This is a genomic window from Flavobacterium sp. UBA4854 (genome assembly GCF_002399805.1).
Taxonomy (GTDB): Bacteria; Bacteroidota; Bacteroidia; order Flavobacteriales; family Flavobacteriaceae; genus Flavobacterium; species Flavobacterium ginsengisoli.
In genome coordinates, this window is sequence record NZ_DHEI01000047.1 from 1 (window position 1) to 19,493 (window position 19,493).

At 34.8% G+C, this 19,493-nt stretch carries 17 protein-coding genes and 1 pseudogene; 15 read left to right on the forward strand and 3 right to left on the reverse strand.

Features of this window, described 5'->3' with window-relative positions; genetic code table 11:
• The 11 genes from B3J44_RS06480 to B3J44_RS06530 all read left to right on the forward strand — a co-directional run.
• On the forward strand, positions 1-2,118 hold a 2,118-nt coding region (locus B3J44_RS06480), incomplete at its 5' end, for a SusC/RagA family TonB-linked outer membrane protein (RefSeq protein WP_286966976.1).
• 12 nt (positions 2,119-2,130) lie between these two features.
• On the forward strand, positions 2,131-3,624 hold the full coding sequence (locus B3J44_RS06485) for a RagB/SusD family nutrient uptake outer membrane protein (RefSeq protein ID WP_286966982.1): 1,494 nt from the start codon (positions 2,131-2,133) through the stop codon (positions 3,622-3,624).
• Positions 3,625-3,754: 130 nt separating this feature from the next.
• Entirely contained in the window at positions 3,755-4,717 is a 963-nt protein-coding gene (locus B3J44_RS06490; protein ID WP_286966984.1) for a glycoside hydrolase family 43 protein, read from the forward strand.
• Between the two features lie 50 nt (positions 4,718-4,767).
• Positions 4,768-6,054, forward strand: a complete 1,287-nt coding sequence (locus tag B3J44_RS06495) for a glycosyl hydrolase family 8 (RefSeq protein WP_286966986.1) — start codon at positions 4,768-4,770, stop codon at positions 6,052-6,054.
• A gap of 246 nt (positions 6,055-6,300) precedes the next feature.
• Positions 6,301-6,966 (forward strand): hypothetical protein, encoded by a 666-nt coding sequence (locus B3J44_RS06500; protein WP_286966990.1) that lies wholly within the window; start codon positions 6,301-6,303, stop codon positions 6,964-6,966.
• A gap of 37 nt (positions 6,967-7,003) precedes the next feature.
• Positions 7,004-7,513 carry a phage tail protein gene (locus B3J44_RS06505; protein WP_286966995.1) on the forward strand — a complete coding sequence of 170 codons (510 nt, stop codon included), beginning with the start codon at positions 7,004-7,006 and terminating at the stop codon, positions 7,511-7,513.
• 24 nt (positions 7,514-7,537) lie between these two features.
• Positions 7,538-8,059, forward strand: a complete 522-nt coding sequence (locus B3J44_RS06510; RefSeq protein ID WP_286966998.1) for a phage tail protein — start codon at positions 7,538-7,540, stop codon at positions 8,057-8,059.
• Between the two features lie 50 nt (positions 8,060-8,109).
• The gene (locus B3J44_RS06515; RefSeq protein WP_286967000.1) at positions 8,110-8,625 is read left to right on the forward strand and encodes a phage tail protein; all 516 of its coding nucleotides are present in this window, start codon (positions 8,110-8,112) and stop codon (positions 8,623-8,625) included.
• 5 nt (positions 8,626-8,630) lie between these two features.
• Entirely contained in the window at positions 8,631-9,134 is a 504-nt protein-coding gene (locus B3J44_RS06520) for a GNAT family N-acetyltransferase (RefSeq protein WP_286967006.1), read from the forward strand.
• 22 nt (positions 9,135-9,156) lie between these two features.
• On the forward strand, positions 9,157-9,456 hold the full coding sequence (locus tag B3J44_RS06525) for a DUF6916 family protein (protein ID WP_286967009.1): 300 nt from the start codon (positions 9,157-9,159) through the stop codon (positions 9,454-9,456).
• A gap of 24 nt (positions 9,457-9,480) precedes the next feature.
• The gene (locus B3J44_RS06530) at positions 9,481-13,629 is read left to right on the forward strand and encodes an Ig-like domain-containing protein (RefSeq protein WP_286967011.1); all 4,149 of its coding nucleotides are present in this window, start codon (positions 9,481-9,483) and stop codon (positions 13,627-13,629) included.
• Positions 13,630-13,954: 325 nt separating this feature from the next.
• On the opposite strand, the gene B3J44_RS06535 is transcribed toward B3J44_RS06530, so the two are convergent.
• On the reverse strand, positions 13,955-14,584 hold the full coding sequence (locus B3J44_RS06535; RefSeq protein ID WP_286967014.1) for a nitroreductase family protein: 630 nt from the start codon (positions 14,582-14,584) through the stop codon (positions 13,955-13,957).
• 268 nt (positions 14,585-14,852) lie between these two features.
• Here B3J44_RS06535 and B3J44_RS06540 point away from each other — a divergent pair, with 268 nt between their 5' ends.
• From B3J44_RS06540 to B3J44_RS06555, 4 genes are all read left to right on the forward strand, one after another.
• Positions 14,853-15,905: a DUF1852 domain-containing protein gene (locus B3J44_RS06540; RefSeq protein WP_286967019.1), complete on the forward strand. Its 1,053-nt coding sequence runs from the start codon at positions 14,853-14,855 to the stop codon at positions 15,903-15,905.
• 30 nt (positions 15,906-15,935) lie between these two features.
• Positions 15,936-16,967 carry a methionine synthase gene (locus B3J44_RS06545; protein ID WP_286967029.1) on the forward strand — a complete coding sequence of 344 codons (1,032 nt, stop codon included), beginning with the start codon at positions 15,936-15,938 and terminating at the stop codon, positions 16,965-16,967.
• A gap of 57 nt (positions 16,968-17,024) precedes the next feature.
• A complete protein-coding gene (locus B3J44_RS06550) occupies positions 17,025-18,017 on the forward strand; it encodes a bile acid:sodium symporter family protein (protein WP_286967041.1) in 993 nt (330 codons plus the stop codon).
• A 215-nt stretch (positions 18,018-18,232) separates the two neighbouring features.
• Positions 18,233-18,685 (forward strand): Lrp/AsnC family transcriptional regulator, encoded by a 453-nt coding sequence (locus B3J44_RS06555; protein ID WP_083694586.1) that lies wholly within the window; start codon positions 18,233-18,235, stop codon positions 18,683-18,685.
• 121 nt (positions 18,686-18,806) lie between these two features.
• On the opposite strand, the pseudogene B3J44_RS06560 reads toward B3J44_RS06555, so the two are convergent.
• Together B3J44_RS06560 and B3J44_RS06565 are read right to left on the reverse strand one after the other, a co-directional pair.
• A pseudogene (locus B3J44_RS06560) lies at positions 18,807-18,944 on the reverse strand (XRE family transcriptional regulator); the annotation flags it as partial.
• Between the two features lie 267 nt (positions 18,945-19,211).
• The coding region (locus B3J44_RS06565; protein WP_286967050.1) for a dihydrofolate reductase family protein at positions 19,212-19,493 on the reverse strand (282 nt) is incomplete at its 5' end.

Consider the following 19,493-nt stretch of genomic DNA (forward strand, 5'->3'; position numbering starts at 1 on the left):
TTTTCAAATGGTACAGAAACTTCGACAGGACGTTATTCTGCAGAATATATGAAACAAGACGGAGCTATTATAAACACTGGTTTCGAACGTTATTCTTTTAGAGCTAATAATACACAAGATATTGGCAAACTAAGAATTGGAAGCAATATGGGGGTTTCTTTCAGTACAATAAATCCGGAACGCAGCTCAGGCGGAAGAACACTGTTAGAGCACGCTATTAAAATGGCTCCTTATTTACCAATTTATAATGAAGATAATATTGGAGGATATCAAGGTCCTAGCGCTATTGATGGAAACGATGCAGAAAATCCAGTGCGTGTGGCTAATTTAGGATATCAGAAAATTAATAATTTATCTATTATTGGAAATATTTATGCCGAGTTAGAAATTTACAAAGGTTTGAAATTCAGATCACAAGTTTCTTTAGACTACTATACAAGCAAAGACCATACTTTTATTCCTGGTTTTCAGGATGGTTCCTATCACAAACAGGCATTTTCTTCAACAAACGAAACAAATTCACAGGGACAAACTATCGTTTTTGATAATAGCTTAACATATAAAACGACTATTGCTCAAAAACACAACCTTGAAGTATTAGGAGTTATTACTAAAATTGACGGAAAATCACAAAGCTTAGCAGCAGGAAGCCGCTATTATATTTCAAACGAAATTGATCAGCTGCGTTACAATGAAGGAAGTTTAGGATCTGCTAATTATGAAGAAAAAAACTTAGGATATATTGTTCGTATCAACTATGATTATGCTGATAAATACTTATTAGCTGTTTCAGGACGTAGAGATGCATCTTCTCGTTTTGGATCAAATAACCGTTGGGGTAATTTCTATTCTGTTGCTGTAGGATGGAACATAGCTAAAGAAAGTTTTATGGAAAATTCTATTTTCAGCACATTGAAACTTAGAGCTAGTACAGGAACAACTGGAAATGATAGAATAGACAACTATCAATATAGCGCTACTTTATTGGCAAATTATAACTATCCAATTGGAGGAGCAAATGCGCCTGGGGTTTCTTTAGGTGTTGCGGCTAATCCAGACTTGAAATGGGAGTCAAAATTAGATAGAAATATTGGGGTTGATTTTGGTTTATTTGATGATAAACTAACAGGTTCGTTTGAATATTTTAATAATAAAAGCAGTGACATTCTTTTTGCAGTTCCGCTTGCTGCTTCTGTTGGATCTGCAGGTGGCGGAACTCAAATTCAAAATATCGCAGACGTAAAAGTAAGCGGTTTTGAAGTTTCGCTTGGCTACAATGACAGAAAGGGAGACTTTACATGGTCTGCAGTGGCAAATTTAGGAACAAGTAAAAATGAGGTAACAAGCTTAGCTCCTGGAGTAACTAGCGTATTAGGTGGCCCTATACCAAGAGCAGGTCTTGAAAATTTCTCTAGATTAGAAGTGGGACAGCCGTTATTTTATTTTTATGGATATCAGACTAATGGAATTTACCAAAACCAAGCAGAAGTTGATGCTGTTTTTGGACCAGGCCAGACCGCTATAAAACCTGGAGATATTAAAATTGTTGACCGTGACGGCAATAAAATCATCAATTCTGAGGATAAAACAAACATCGGAAATCCATATCCTGATTTCACTTACGGATTAAATTTAAGCGCAGCATATAAAAACTTTGATTTTAACTGTTTTATAACTGGAGTTGCGGGTAACGATATTTATAATGCAAATACTTTTGATTTAAAAGGAATGAATCGTTTGTTTAATGCAAGCACTGATGTTTTAGACAGGGCAATTGTTCAAAACGGTGTAGTAACAAACCCTTCTGCTACCTTGCCAAGAGCTCAGGGAGCCGATATCAACTGGTCTTCGGCAAACCAACGCTATATTGAAGATGGTTCTTTTACAAGATTAAAAAACATTGCTTTAGGTTATACATTAACTGGAGATGCCTTTAAGAGCTATTTCTCTAAAGCAAGATTCTATATAAGCGGACAAAACCTTATAACAATTACAAATTACTCTGGTTTAGATCCAGAAATTGCACGTGCAGATGGTAATGCAAATTCAGCAGGTATTGATTTAGGAAGATATCCACAGCCGAAATCAGTAATTTTTGGAATTGATGTTACATTTTAATACTTAAAGACGATGAAAAAAATTAAATATATACTTATAGTACTGTCTGGAGCTTTAACAATGACTTCATGTGACAGTAGCGAATTAGAATTGAGTAATCCCAATACTTTATCGCCTGAAACTTTCTTTAAAACAGAAGCACAGGTGCAGTCTGCGGTAAACGCTTCGTATGCAAATCTTCAGACAAGAGGACTTTATGGAAGAAATCTTTTCTTTGCCATGGATCTTATGGGACATGATGCTTTAGGAAATCCTCAGTTAGAAGGTAATAAGAAACCTTTTCAGGATTTTTCTTTTAATGCAGGAAACGATATTATTCAATATTATTGGGAATCTTGTTATATCGGAATTTCAAGAGCAAATTTCGTGTTAGACAATGAAGCTAAAATTAATGCCCTTCCAAATGCTGTTTTATCTCAGGAAAAAAAGAACAAATATCTAGGAGAAGCTCATTTTTTAAGAGCGTACTATTATTTCCTTTTAGTGAAACGTTTTGGCGATTTGCCAATTTATAAAACTGGTACTATTATCGGAAACGCAAGAAGCCCTAAAACAGAGGTATATGCTCTGATTGAGGAAGATCTTGTATTTGCATCACAAAACCTTTTGCCAAAAACATCAGAAGCGGCAGGAAGAGCCAATAAAGAAGCTGCTTATGCTCAATTGGGTAAAGTATTGTTATATCAGAAAAAATATAATGAAGCTTTAGTTGCGCTTAATAATGTTACAAGTTATAGTCTTGAAGATAAAGGGAGTTTTTACAACAACTTTATGGAAGAAACTGAACATGGTAAAGAATCTATTTTTGAAATTGAGTTTGATGAAAAAAATGGAACTGGTGATCAATGGGGTGCTGCTGGTGATAGCCAAGGAACTGGTTTTGAGGAATCAACACTAAGAGGTCAAGAATATGGTAATCTTAGCTGGTACAATGTTTATCCTTCAGATGATCTTTTAGATTCTTACGAAGTAGGCGATAACCGCTTTGGAGATACTTTTTATGTGCCAGGATCATCTTATTTAAAGGGAACTAAGGTTATGGTAGCAAGTGATTTTACAACCTCTGCTGGTATTAGAAGAGCGGGTTGGAAAAAATATCAAAACTATTACGATAGAGAAGATGAGGCGACACGTTCAAGCATTAACTTTAAAGTAATGCGTTATGCAGATGTATTGCTTATGAAAGCAGAATGTGAAAACCAAAGAGATGGCGGCTCACAAACAGCGGCCATAGCATACATTAAAGAAGTTCGTGATAGAGCAAATTTAACAACAAATATTACAGCATCAAAAGATGCCGTTTTTGCTGCAATTGTTCACGAACGTCAAGTAGAATTTGCCGGAGAGCAATCTCGTTTTGATGATATTATAAGATGGGGTATAGCAAGTACTGTATTGCAAGGAACAGGTTTTACTGCTGGTAAAAGCGAATTATGGCCAATACCAAACAGAGAAACCTCGTCTAATCCTAAAATAAAGCCTAGCGATAATAATCCTGGTTATTAAGGCTTTAAATTTTGGTTAGTTTAAGTTAAGTTAGTTTTTATAAACAGCGCAGTAAATGCGCTGTTTATTGTTTAAAGAAATAGTATTGAAGAAAAAGTCAAATTGTATTTTGAATTAATAGAATTAAAAAATGAAAAATATAAGTAAAATTTTATTTGTGACCATTTCTTGTTTTTTTACAGTAAACATAGAAGCACAAAATCCTATTATTAGAAACATCTTTACAGCAGATCCAGCTCCTCTTGTACATAGAGGAATCTTGTATTTATATACAGGACACGATGTAGCAACTCAGGATGATACCAATTATAAAATGGCTGACTGGCATGTGTTTTCGACAACAAATATGAATGATTGGAAAGATCACGGAGCGTTGCTTTCGCCAAGCGCATTTTCATGGGCAACCGGCGATGCTTATGCTGCTCAATGCATCGAGAGAGATGGAAAGTTTTATTGGTTTGTTTCGACATTTCATAAAAAAAATGAAGTAAGCCAAGGCGGTGCTGCAATAGGAGTGGCTGTTTCAGATAGTCCAACTGGGCCTTTTAAAGATGCAATAGGAAAAGCACTTATTATAAATGAAATGACAACAGATATGAAGTATGGTTGGGATGATATTGACCCAACAGTATTTATAGATGATGATGGACAAGCCTATATGTTTTGGGGAAATGGAAGTTGCAAATGGGTAAAACTTAAGAAAAACATGATAGAAGTAGATGGTGAAATTACCACTTTTAAGCCTAAAAATTATATTGAAGGTCCATGGGTCTATAAAAGAAAAGGACTTTATTATTTAGTGTACGCCAGTGAAGGAACAAAACCCGAAATGATAGAGTATTGTACAGCAAAAAGTATAACTGGACCATGGAAGTATCAGGGAATTATTCAGGAAAATGTACCGAATAGTTTTACCACACATCCCGGAATTATTGACTATAAAGGAAAGTCGTACTTTTTTTACCACAATGGAAGTTTGCCAACGGGCGGCAGTTATAGACGTTCAATCTGCGTAGACTATATGCATTATAATAAAGACGGAACCATTCAAAAAATTGTACAAACTACAGAGGGCGTAAGTTCTGTAAAATAAAATCTCATTTTATTTTTTCTTATGAAGAAATACTATTTAAAAAGATAAACATGATGGAATATAAAAAATTAAACATTAAAATTTCTGGTTTTGTGATGATCTTCATACTGATACTGCCGTTATCGGGACTAGGGCAAAATAAGAAGAAAACAGCTAAAATAGAATCTGAAAGGCCTCAGTATAGAAATCTCTTTAAGGAAGCAGGCTACAGTCAAGACGAAATAGACAAGAAATTAGCCAGAGCTTATTTTGATATATTCGAAGGTCCAAATAAAGTATATTTTGAAGAAGGTGATTCTCTAGGATATGTTTCTGACGTTAAAAATAAAGATGCCCGTACCGAGGGGATGTCTTATGGTATGATGGTTGCCGTTCAGCTTAACAAGAAAGAGGTTTTCGATCGTTTATGGAGATGGTCTGTAAAATACATGCAGCATCAAGATGGACCTAGAGAAGGATATTTTGCGTGGAGCGTAAATCCAGAAACTAAAAAACAAAATTCTCTAGGTTCTGCTTCAGACGGAGAACTGTATTATATAACGAGCTTGCTTTTCGCTTCTAATAAATGGGGTAATGATACAGGAATAAACTACTACAAAGAAGCCAGAAGAATACTAGATGGCATGTGGAAAAAAGACGGAACAGGCAATGTGCATAATATTATAAATACAGAACATAAGCAAATTTCTTTTGTACCAGAAGGAGACGGCTACAATTGGACAGATCCTTCTTATCATGTTCCAGCCTTTTATGAAATATGGGCATGCTATGCCAAAGACGGACATGAACAGTTCTATAAGGAATGTGCCGATGTGTCACGTAACTTTTTACATAAAGCCTGTCATCCTGTTACGGGACTAAATTCAGATTATACCGAATTTAACGGAGAACCGCATCCGACACCTTGGATGCCTCCTGGATTCCGTTATGACTCTTGGCGCGTCCCTATGAATATTGCTATGGATTATACTTGGTACCGAAAAGATAAAGAATGGCAGGAAGACTATGCGAAGCGATTTCAAAATTTTCTTAGATCAAAAGGCTTAGACAAGTTTGAAGATCAATTTAATTTGGATGGTTCGACTCCTGACTTTATCCTTCAGGCTGGCCCTGTTAAAAAACTAAGACATTCTATTGGTCTAGTGGCTACTTCAGCAACAGCATCATTGGTCAATCAGGATAAAGCAAGTTTAGATTTTGTTCATGCGGTTTGGAATGCAAAGCTTGAACCTTATGAAGACGGTTATTTTGATCCGTATTATGATGGGCTAATGTATCTTTTTAGTCTAATGCATCTTAGCGGAAAATATCAAATTATTGTTCCAGAAGTAAAATAACTTTTAAAACAAAAAACATGAAACAGCAAAGAATTGTTGCTTATTGATTTTATCAAGATTTGTTGGACTTCCTTTTTAACTCTACGCTTTAGCTTTGCATATTTTTTTCCGTATAAGTGTTTTCTTTAAAAAAAAGAACCATTTAACGTACTTATACGGTTTTTATTGTGTTCTTTAACAAAAAATTACCATTTCATATTTCCTTTTATTACTTTTACTGTGAATTTAACAGAAAAGCAGAGAATTATGATCAATTTAGCACGAAGAAATTTTATAAAAAATGTTGGATTTGTTGGTGTAACAACTCTTTTTTGTGGCTCTCTAGCAGCTCAGAGCACTCTGGAAAATTTTTCGATTTCAGAAAATGATGAAGAAAATATTCTAGCGAAATTCTCAAAAATAACTTTTTTTGATGCTTTCCTTTTAGATCAATCTCTAGCAGATTGCTATAAAAAATCTATTTTAAAATGGGAGAAGACGGGATACGCTGCTTCAGGAAATTATTGTTTCGGTTCTTCGGACGGTCTGCTAAAAATGTTTCCTATGCATCTTCAAACTGAGGCTACTGGAAAAGTAGATAATGTTTTGTTATGTTTTGGAAAAGATTCAAATGGTAACTGGAAATCCTTAAGACCTTTATCGGGATTTGATTTGGAAGCTATTACTGTAGCTATGAAAGACTTAAATGTATATCGTGACGATGTTAATTTATCTCATTATTTATTTCCTGCTCCAGTACAGAAATTAGATCCTTATGGCTTTTATACAAGAAAAGGAAGCGTTTTTCTGCAAACTAATTTATCTCCAGAACAAACCGTGACAAAAATTATGATAAAAGAAGGCAATTCTATCGTATATCAAAAGGAAATAATTTCTAAGCATAGTTTTGCTTCAGATTCTTTTTTGGTTTAATATAATTTACTTCGAAAACCTATAAATAGTCAATATTATGGCAACACCTTATTTAGGAGAAATACGTATCATGTCTTTTAACTTTGCCCCAAAAGGCTGGACTTTATGTAATGGGCAGTTTTTGCCTATAAACCAAAATCAAGCTTTGTTTTCTTTACTAGGAACAATGTATGGAGGCAATGGACAAACGACATTTGCTTTACCAAATTTAAAAGGAAGAATTCCTATTCATTTTGGAAATGGGCATACAATAGGAGACCAAGGTGGAGAAGAAGCACATACTGTAAGTGTATCAGAACTGCCTCAGCACACTCATATACTGCAGGCGAAAACAGATTCGGTAAGTACCAATGTACCTGGCTCTTTAAATTCATTGGCTAATACTGCCCCTAATTTAGTTTATAGCGGTCAAAGTCAAAATTTTACTTCGATGAACTCTGGTTCTCTTAAAAGTGTTGGCGGAAGTCAGCCTCATTTAAACATGCAGCCATTCCTTACCTTGAATTTTTGTATTTCTTTACAAGGTATTTTTCCTTCTCAAAATTAATTATTAATTGTAAAAAGTAAAGATATGGCACAACCTTTCGTTGGGGAAATCAGAATGTTTGGAGGAAACTTTGCTCCTGTAGGATGGATGTTCTGTGAAGGACAGATTCTTCCTATTTCTGAGTATGATACATTATTTCAATTAATTGGCACTACTTATGGAGGTGATGGCCAAAGTACTTTTGCTCTACCAGATTTACGCGGAAGAGTTCCTATCCATTTCGGCACATCCTCTAGCGGTACAAACTATACATTGGCAGAAACAGGTGGGGCAGAAAATATTACGTTAACCATTAATCAAATTCCTGCTCACACGCATAATTTAATAGCGACTACAGATTTGGCAGATACTGCAAGTCCGTCTAATGCGCTATTTAGCACTAATCCTCCGGGAAGTAAAATGTTTTCTAGTGCTGTACCAACATCAGATTTAAATGCATCATCGGTTACAAGTGCAGGAGGAAGTCAGCCTCACACTAATTTTCAGCCTTATTTGTGTGTTAATTTTATCCTTTCGTTGTATGGAATATTTCCTAGTCAAACATAGAAATTTAAAATTTTCGATACTTTTTAAATAAAAATAAAAACAATATATCTATGGATCAATTTGTTGCCGAGATACGCCTTTTTCCCTTTAATTTTGCACCAAAAGGTTGGGCCATGTGCAATGGGCAATTATTGCCTATATCTCAAAATACATCGCTTTTTTCTTTGCTGGGAACCACATATGGAGGTGACGGGAGAAGCACTTTTGCTCTCCCTAATTTACAAGGGAGTGTTCCTATGCATCCAGGACAAGGTCCAGGATTATCTTTACACGATTTAGGGGAAACAGGCGGAAGTGAAAATGTTAGTTTGCTTGAGTCTGAAATTCCATCTCACAATCATTCATTGATGGCTGCAACTTCAAACTCACAGTCAACATCTCCGACTAATAATAGTTTAGGTCGTGGAAATCCTATACGAATTTATGGCCAGACGGGAACAAATACCAATATGAGCTTAAACTCTGTAGCTATAGCTGGCTCGGGATTGCCACACAATAATATGATGCCTTATTTGACAATGAATTTTTGTATTGCGCTTCAGGGAATTTTTCCAGCAAGAAGCTAATTTAAATGGATTTGAATTTAGAAATAAAAGATATTAGTTTTCGAGATATTCAGAAAAGTGATAAAACTCTTCTTCGGGAAATATATGGCAGTACTCGTCAAGAAGAACTAGATAAAGGAACTAATTGGAATGATGAACAAAAAAGACTTTTTATTGATCAGCAATTTTCTGTCCAGCATGAATATTATCAGAAGAATTTTTTGGATGCAAAATTTTATATAATTGAAAAAGAAAAAGTTCCGGTTGGAAGATTATATATTGATTTCCTTTCTGAAAATGAACCTGTGAGAATTATAGATATTACAATATTGCCTGAATGGAGAAATAAAAATATTGGCAGCTCCATTTTAAATGAAATCCTTAAAAAAGCAGGCAGCAATAATTTAAATGTCTCGATACATGTTGAGGCTTTTAACCCTGCAATGAATTTATATAAACGATTAGGATTTAAAAAAATAAGTGAAACAAATGGTGTTTACCATTTAATGGAATGGAATTCTAATAACTGATTTTAACGATTAACAAAATTATATGGATATATCTTTACTCTCTGCAAATAAGTTTAATTCTATGCTTAATAAAGTATTTGTTATTAAATTTTCAGAAGAAATTCAGCATGATGCGGAGTTAATTTCTGTAACTGAATTTGATAGTTACTCTCCATTACAAAGAACTCCATTTTCTCTAGTTTTTCGAACTCAGCAAAAAGACGAATATTACGAACAGGGTATTTTTAATATTATACACCCTGAAGAAGGCAATCTAGAATTATTTCTTACACCACTGGGGTTTGATGAAGTGGGAATGAAATATGAAGCGGTATTTTCTTAATTAGGCTAATTAAAAGCAAAAAAAATGAAAAATAACAAACTCTTAGTTGTAATAATACTAGTTGGATTTCTAAGTTTTGGAATGAAATACAACACTATTATTAAGAAAAATTTTGTTGCTCCTATAGTTGAAAGTTTTGTAAAAGCTGAAAAAACTTTTATAGATCAGAAAAAAGAAAGTAAAGTTAAAAAAGTTGAAATAAAAACAGGTAAAACAATCGCACCAGCTGTAGCTGCTACAGTTACCGTAACAAATAGTGTGGCGGTAAATGGAGGTGGAAACGCTCAGCCTGGTTCTCAGCTTGATTTTACTGTAACGATAACAAATACAGGTGCGGAAGATGCTTTAGGAATGAATTTCGAAGATATTTTAGATTCTAATCTAACCTTAGTTCCAAACTCTTTTAAAGCAACACCAATAGCAAACAATAATTCTTATTCCTGTATCGGAAATGTTGGAATAGATGTAGATGCGGCAGGCGGTGTTTTAGCAAATGATTTTAGCCCTGATGGAACTGTTTTATCAGTTTCTTTATTGACAGGAGCAACAAACGGATCTGTAATTCTGAATGCAAACGGTTCATTTACTTATAATCCAAACGCAGGATATTCCGGATCTGATAGTTTTACCTACACCTTAACATCAGCTAATGGTAAAACCGCGACTGCAACAGTAAATATTGCGGTAACAACTCCTATTATCTTTGTTAATAGTGCAGCTGCAACAGCAGGAAACGGAACTTTAGCCACACCTTACCAAACTTTAAATGCTATTACAGGAAGCGCTGCATATCCTATTTTTATTTACTCAGGTACAGTTACTGGACTTTTGACTTTAAATGATAATCAAAAAGTAATTGGACAAGGGGCAAGTGCAAGTCTGGCTTCTATATTAAGTCTTTCCGTGCCAACTTATAGTAATGCTTTACCCTCTACTGGCGGAACAAATCCTACTATTGCCGGTGTCAATTTAAAAGCAAATAATGATATTCAAGCTGTTGCGTTAACAGGTACTTTATCTGGTTCATCTATTGGAGCTTTAAAAGTTAGGAATACAACTATTAGTACAACAAATGCACAGGCCGTTAATATTACCAACGGCGGTGCTTTAGATTGTATTTTTACCAGTATTTCTGCTAGTGGAGTCTCTAAAGGAATTTCAGTAAGTAGTTCACAAGGAAGTTTTCAGGTTACTGGAACAGGACCTATTACAGGATCTGGAGGGACAATACAAAATATAGCTTTAAGAGGTGTTGAGTTTATATCGTGTGCCAATGTTACGCTTAAAAACATGAATTTTACTAATGCAAATAATTCTACTACTGTAATTAGTGATCCTGAAGATGATAACACTAATTCTTATGGAGCACTACATTTTAAAACCATCTCTGGAGGTGTTAATTTAGATAATATTGTTATCATTGGTACTACAAACTCTGTTGGAATAAATTTGAATGATGTTAATAATTTCGTATTAGCTAATAGTACAATTACAGGCTGCGGAAGTGCAAATGGAGGAAATGTAAGTGTTGGAGGAATATTTGCGTTAAATTTAAAAGGGACATGTTCGATAACAAACACAAATGTTAATGATTCTTGGGGAAGAGGCTTTTTTGGATTTAATGGACAACTTTCTCAAAATCCTGCACTTAATTTGACAATAACCGGTTGTCAATTTAAAAACTCTTTTAATAAATCAAACGGAGACAGTAATTTTATTTTTCAAGCTAAAGGAACAACAAACAATACATTAGTTTTTAAAAAGAATGATTTTTCTAATTCAAAAACTACTGGTTTGGCTCTGAATTTTAGCGGATCTTCTGTAAATACAGTTCAAATTGGAGGAGATAATGCATCCACAGATGCTAATACTATAAATGCAGCAACTGTAAGTCCTGGAAGCAATGGTTTATCTTTGCAAGTAGCTGGTACTGCAACTGTGAGTTACAATATTCTAAATAACACTTTAAAATCAAGTTATAATGGTCTTTCTGCATGCAGTGTTGGAAATCAAGGCTCGGGAACTATAAAAGGGCGTATAAATAATAATACTATTGATGGTGGAGGTTCAACTTCTTCTAGTAATGGTATTAGTGTTGCCGCTTATGGAAATGCCAAACATATTACCGAAATAGCTAATAATATAATTACTAATGCGGCTAATTACGGTATTTTCTCTGAAGCAAATGATAACGCTGCATTAAGTATAGGAAGAATTGATGCTTCTATTACTAATAATAACATTAGTGTTGTAAATAATGCTTACACTCATATTGGAGTAGTTGCCTATGCTGATAATGCTTCCAGTACAATGGTTAGTGCTGCAAAGGTTACTGGTAATATAGTTAACTCCGCCAGCGGATTGGCAAAAGGAAATTTTGACGTGTTCTCTCAGGGGCCAAATTGTTCGGTAATTTTGCAGGGCAGTCCACCCTATGTTCCAGGAAGCGGAGACAGAAGCGCCGCATTGACAGCTTTCTGGAATAGCAATAATACTAGCACTCCAACAGGAGTAGGAGTGGATGAAGGAGGTACTGGAGTTATAACTTCGGGAACTGTCACTATTCCTGACAATGGAAGTGCTTCAAGAATGGCTACTCAGAAAGAAGCAGTACAAGAAGAAACAGCTGCTCCTACGACAGAATCCGTGAATAGTAATACAACTAATAATTCAGTATCAGCTAAAACTGCCACAGCAAAAGTGGTTAATCAAACGCTTACTGCCGGACCATTTGCTTTATCTGCCGGAAAAAGCACTGTAATTACTTTTAGTGCGACAATTAACGCTGCGGGCACATTACCGCAAAATACCTGTTCTGTTACAAATCAAGCAACCGTTAGTGGTTCTAATTTTGCAACTGTAAATTCTAATATTACAACGACATCAATTAAACCAGAAAGTGCAACAGTTACTGCAGACACACAAAATATTCCTTGTTTAGGAAGTACAGCTGTTACTTTAAACGCTTCTTGTCCACTTGGTACAACTGCTACATGGTATAACGCGATGACCGGCGGAACAAGTTTTGCAACAGGAAATTCAGTTTCTGCAACACCTACAGAAAATAATACTACTTATTGTGTTGCTTGCGAAACAGCTTATTGTGCAAGCGATAGAGTTCTGGTAAAAACTGTAACGGGAACTCCATCTACAACTTCTACGCCTGAAACGGTAAATGCATGTGATTCTTACACATGGAGTGCAAATGGAACAACCTATACAACTTCTGGAACATACACAAATGTGAGTGGATGTGATACTAAAACTCTTAATTTGACCATTACTCCATCTACAACTTCTACACCTGAAACGATAACTGCATGTGATTCTTACACATGGAGTGCAAATGGAACAACTTATACCGCTACTGGAACGTATACTACAGTTGTCGGATGTGATACTAAAACTCTAAACTTAACAATCACTCCCTCAACTTCATCTCCAACCGAAATTATTTCCAGATGTGATTCTTACACTTGGCCAGTAAATGGCACTAATTATACAGCATCTGGAACTTATACTCATAAAATAGGATGCGACACCAAGACTTTAGCATTAACGATCACTAATTCTACAAGTTCTACACAAACTGAAAGCGCTTGCGATAGCTATACCTGGCCAGTAAATGGCACTACTTATACCTCTTCTGGAAATTACACCTATTCTTCAGGATGTGATACCAAGACTTTAGCATTAACTATTAGCAATTCTTCTGCAATTCTGAAAACAGTAACCTTAAATTCTGGAATATTGACATCGGACCATTCAGGAGCTGCTTATCAATGGTATAAGTGTCCAAACACACTGCTAACAAATGAAACTAACCAATCATTTAAAGCAACAGTCGCTGGAGATTATAAAGTTGAAATTACTGTTGGAGGGTGTACAATTGTTTCTGATTGTATTAATGTAAGTACTTTGGGACTAGACGATTTCAAAGTATCCGACTTTAAAATGTACCCTGTTCCAAGTAAAGGAATTTTAAATGTTGTTACCAAATATGATGGAAATTATATTATAATAGATACCTCTGGAAAAATTATAAAATCAGTAAATCTAAAATCAGATATTCTAAATACAATTCACTTAGAAAATCTTGAAGATGGTATTTATTTAATTAAAAAAATAGATAACGGTTCATTTAAAGCTCAGAAATTTATTTTGAAAAAATAAGGCAATTTGTCAGATATATCGATGGTTCATTAGTGCATCTAACTTTACGGAAAATTAGAGTTTTATTGTAATATAGCATAAAAATTAAAACAGCCTTCGGGCTGTTTTTTATTTAAGCTTCATGCCAGTTAGTTTTAGATTTCTCGTTCAGCAACAGAGTCAATATTCAAAAAATAAATAGCATGCAATGCACCATGATTCTGCCATGAAATTTATACAAGACAATACTGTATAATTTGCCTTAGCTCTTTATGGCAGAGAAGTTATCAATTCCATAAGGTTGAAAGTATACTTTTCCTATAATAATTTAACATATCTAATAACATTAATAAACTTTCGTTATCATTTCATCTATAGGCAAACGAACTTTTTTCATAGTTGCCATGTAGTCTTTTTCCAAATCACGGTATCCTAAAGCAAGAATAACTGTAGAATGTAGCCCTTTCTCTTTCAAACCTAAAACCTCGTCGATAATAGAAGCATTAAATCCTTCGATAGGAGTGGCATCCACTTTCAATTCTGCCGCAGCAATAAGTGCTGTTCCTAGTGCAATATAAGCTTGTTTTGCTGCCCAAAGTGCTTTTTGTTCTGCATTAATAGCACTAAAATAAGCATGCAATCCATTTCTAAATCCTGATAACGCACCAGCATCAAGACCTCTTTGCTTTTCTGTCATTGCCATGTAATTGTCAATGTAAGTCGAAGACATGTCATTGAATGCAGCAAAAACCAACAAATGAGAACAAGATTCAATTTGTCTATTGTACGAATCAGCACCTAATTTTTTTTGGATTTCTGGGTTGCTTACAACAAAAACACGGTAAGATTGCAGACCACAAGAAGATGCTGAGAGATTTATAGCCTCTAAGATTTGATCAACTTTTTCTTCTGCTACTTTAACGTTGGAATAAGCTTTGGCGGCATAGCGCCATTTTAAATTTTCTATTAAATTCATTACTATATCTATCTTAAATTTTGGCAAATATAAATTATATTGTTTTCTTTTTCGAGGTTTGAATTGCTATGGGAAACTGCAAATCACTCATATCCTAGTTCTCCAAAGAATAATTATCTGTTTTCCTTTGTTATTATATTTGTAAAAAGATTAATAATCTTTAAAAGTGTTTTAAAAAAGAATAATTATCTGATTTTTTTAGTTTTGTAAAATATTAAATCTTTTATTTTCAAATTTGCAGGGTAAAAAAACTAAACCTTGTCATCAAATGAAAGCGAAAATACAAGAAGATTTAAGAATAAGCGAAAAGCAGGATATTGAAAATACCCAGAATACAATCCAAAATGATTTTGTGTTCACGCTAAAAAGCACTTGTTTAGATGAAAATTATCACCCCTCAAGTAAAACGCGTTTAACAACCAATTTTGCCAACTTGGCCAGAGGAGCTAATCGCCAGCAAAACTTACGCAATGCCTTAAATATGATTAACAATCGATTCAATGCATTGGCTCATTTGGATAATCCAAAAGGAGATCGTTACCATGTAGAACTTGAAATTCTCACAGTAACAATGAGTATTGATGATAAAAATGGTAGTAACGATCTACCGATGATTGAAGTTTTAAAAACAAATATTATTGACCGTAAGACTGGCCAGCAAATCGAAGGAATTGCCGGAAATAATTATTCCTCTTATGTTCGGGATTATGATTTCAGTATTTTATTGATTGAGCACAATAAAAATAAATCTACTTTTTCTATTCCTGAAAATTTTGGCGATTTGCACGGAAAACTTTATAAGTGCTTTGTGAATTCAGCTACTTATAAAGACCACTTTAAGATATCACCTATCATTTGTCTAAGTGTATCGAGTAACAAAACTTATAGTCGCACAGAGTATCAGCATCCAGTTCTGGGTTTTGAGTATCTGCAAGATCAGTATTCTATCACTGATGAATATTTCTCTAAAATGGGCTTAAAAGTTCGTTTTTTCATGCCTCAGAATAGTGTGGCACCGATGGCTTTTTATCATTCCGGAGATCTACTTGCCGATTATACAGATCTTGGATTAATCAGCTCAATCAGCACGATGGAGACTTTTCAGAAGATTTACCGCCCTGAAATTTACAATGCAAATTCAGGGGCAGGGAAAATCTATCAACCTAGTCTTAAACACGAAGATTATTCACTGACCCGAGTGGATTATGACCGCGAAGAGCGCAGCAGACTGGCTGTTGAACAAGGCAAATATGCAGAAGAGCATTTCATTAAGCCTTACAAAAGTCTCCTGGAACAATGGTCTGCTAATTTTATCCTTTAATTGATTACAACGCATTAAAATTATACTATTATGAAAAAATTATTATTACCCACCTCTATTGTTGGAAGTTTACCCAAACCTGCCTGGCTTGCACCACCTGAAAAACTTTGGTCACCATGGAAATTAGAAGGCGATCAGCTCCTTGAAGGGAAACAAGATGCTTTACGCATTTCTCTGCAGGAACAGCAATTGGCAGATCTAGATATCATTTGTGACGGCGAGCAGACACGCCAGCATTTTGTAACGACTTTTATCGAGCATTTAAGCGGTGTAGATTTTGAAAATCGTAAAACAGTAAAAATCCGTAACCGTTATGACGCGAGTGTTCCAGTGGTGGTAGGTGAGGTTGCACGTCAAAAAGCAGTTTTTGTTGAAGATGCTAAATTTTTACGTAAACAGACTAACAAGCCTATAAAATGGGCATTGCCAGGCCCGCTGACAATGGTAGATACCTTGTACGACGACCATTATAAAAGCCGAGAAAAATTGGCGTGGGAATTTGCGAAAGCACTCAATGAAGAAGCAAGAGAACTTCAAGATGCAGGAGTAGATATTATCCAGTTTGATGAACCTGCATTTAATGTGTTCTTTGATGAAGTAAACGATTGGGGAATGGCAGCATTAGAAAGAGCTATTGAAGGTTTACACTGCCAGACTGCGGTTCATATTTGTTATGGTTATGGAATACAGGCAAATACTGATTGGAAAAAGACATTAGGTTCAGAGTGGCGACAATACGAAGAAATTTTCCCAAAAATTCAAAAATCTAAAATTGATGTGGTGTCTTTAGAATGCCACAACTCCAATGTGCCTTTAAATTTAATGGAACTTGTTCGCGGTAAAAAAGTGATGGTCGGTGCCATTGATGTGGCAAAAAACACTATCGAAACACCAGAAGAAGTAGCTAATACCCTGCGTAAAGCGCTTGAGTTTGTAGATGCCGAAAATCTTTATCCTTCTACAAACTGCGGTATGGCTCCGTTATCTCGAAACGTGGCTAGAGGCAAGTTGAGTGCTTTAAGCGCAGGAGCAGAAATTATACGCAAAGAACTTGGGATTTAGTTTGAATATATTAATAAGAGAGTCCGTGTCTCCACGGAGAAATAATATTAAAACACATTGAATAAATTATTAGAAGTATTAAAAAAAGCAGGTTTCGACGGTTTCCTGTTAATGATAGCCACCATGATTCTGATGGCTTATTTTTTGCCAAAGCCAGGCATGGTCAAAGAACCTGTTTCGCTGGAGGAGATTGCCAATGCAGGCGTTTCCTTGATTTTCTTATTTTATGGCATGCGACTGAGTGTTGAGAAACTAAAAGCGGGACTTTCTAACTGGAAAATGCATATTATCGTTCAGTTGACCACCTTTTTATTTTTTCCGCTCATTGTTTTGGCATTTCGTCCGTTGTTTGTCAATAACGGCTTCGAGCTGCTTTGGCTGGGTGTATTTTTTCTGGCAGCATTACCGTCTACAGTTTCCTCTTCGGTGGTCATGGTTTCTATCGCAAAGGGAAACATTCCTGCTGCAATTTTCAATGCTAGCATTTCCAGTTTGATCGGGGTGGTGGTTACGCCGCTCTGGGTTGGCCTATTTATAGCTTCTGCGACAGGCGATTTTGATGTTACCCAAATCGTCATAAAGTTGATTCTGCAAGTCTTGTTGCCTGTCATCATTGGCATAAGCCTCAATTCTCGTTTCGGTGCTATTGCCGAAAAATACAAGAAACAGCTCAAATATTTCGATCAGGCAGTTATTCTAACTATTATTTATACGTCGTTTTGTAAGTCATTTTCCGAAAATCTTTTTGAGGGCTTCACCGCCCTTGAACTTGCCGGACTCGCTGCAGGCTTGATGGCGTTGTTTTTTGCTGTATTCTTTTGTGTCGGACTACTCAGCCGCTTGCTTGGCTTTTCAGATGAAGACCGTATTACTGTTTTATTCTGCGGATCTAAAAAGTCATTGGTGCACGGCACCGTTATGTCAAAAGTACTTTTTCAGCACAGTACCATCACTGGCATCGTATTGCTGCCCCTCATGCTTTACCATGCCTTGCAATTGATTGCCGCCAGCATCATTGCTCAGAGTATGGCTCGACGAAAAGAAGTATAATTTTATTTATGACGTGGCCCTTTATCTTTTTGATAAAGGGTACCAAGCATAACGTTTCCCGTTATAAAATAATGCCTTTTAGATTTTTATACTGTGAAGATAAACGCTGCAGTATGTTATGTTTTAACATGTGTAAAATAAGATTTTTGTATTGTTTTTGGTTATATTTGAAGAATTTTATTCTGTATTCAAAATAAATTAAACTAAAATATTCTATGGAACAAATAGACGATATCGATCTTCAGTTATTAAATATACTACACGATAATTCTAAATATACTGTAAAAGAGCTTGCTAAAATGGTAAATCTTTCGGCATCGCCTGTTTTTGAGCGAATTAAAAGATTAGAAAATAGCGGTTACATTAAAAAATATATAGCCTTGTTGGATGCAGAAAAACTAAATAGAGGTTTCATTGTTTTTTGTAATATCAAACTTAAACAGCACGATCGTAATATCGGGAATCAATTTGTTAGTGATATTATGAAAATAGAAGAGGTTGTAGAATGTTATAATATCTCAGGAGATTATGATTTTTTAATGAAAGTTTCTGCCAAAGATATGAAGCATTATCAGGATTTTGTTTTTAATAAATTGGGATCAGTTGAAAGTATAGGGAGTACCCAAAGTACCTTTGTTATGTCGGAGATAAAAAATATGTATGGATAGTTGCGCTAATATTTTATAAAAAGCCCTACGAATATCTTCTAACTTCGCACCAGAAATAATATTCTAAAATCAAAAAAGAGACTTCTAAGGTCTCTTTTTTAATTAATATCGTTATTAATAATTATTTACCAATCAATTTCTCAAGCTTGGTCATCATTTCATCTTTCTCTTTCAATATACGCTCAAATAAAGCAATTTTTTCTTCGTGAAGTTTTTTGATTTTCTCAATAGGATTATTGTTAAAAATTTCAATTCTATTATCGAACATTGCATTACCCAAAATTAAATTCACCGTAATGCTTTAATGTGAAAAATGTGATTTTAATTTATTATTGAAGTAATTTCTATAATTAAATCCGAATGTGTAACTCGGCATTTAAATAAAGAATTTAGATCAGTTTTAGTAATATTAAATAAATGGTTTGAGATTATTCAGGTGAAATACGATGGTTATATTTGCTGCTTTTTGGTATAAAATATTTAATTTATCTTATTAAATGTTGTTTCACTGAAGTTAAAAATTGATTTATTTACATTTGTAATTCAACTGTGCTAATCCTGTTTCAAATGTTTTTACTGACTTTAGTTCAAGCATTTGTTCAGGTCTTTCATCTTTAAATAATCTTGTTCCGTTGCCTAATAAAATTGGAACTACAGAAATTGTAAACTCATCTATTAAACCGTTCTTTAATAATTCGTTTATTATTTCAGCACCACCGTCGCAATAAATATTTTTTCCTTTTTCAGTTTTTAGCCGTTTAATTAATTCAGTGATATTTCCAGTGTAAAAAAATGTTCTTCCTATTTG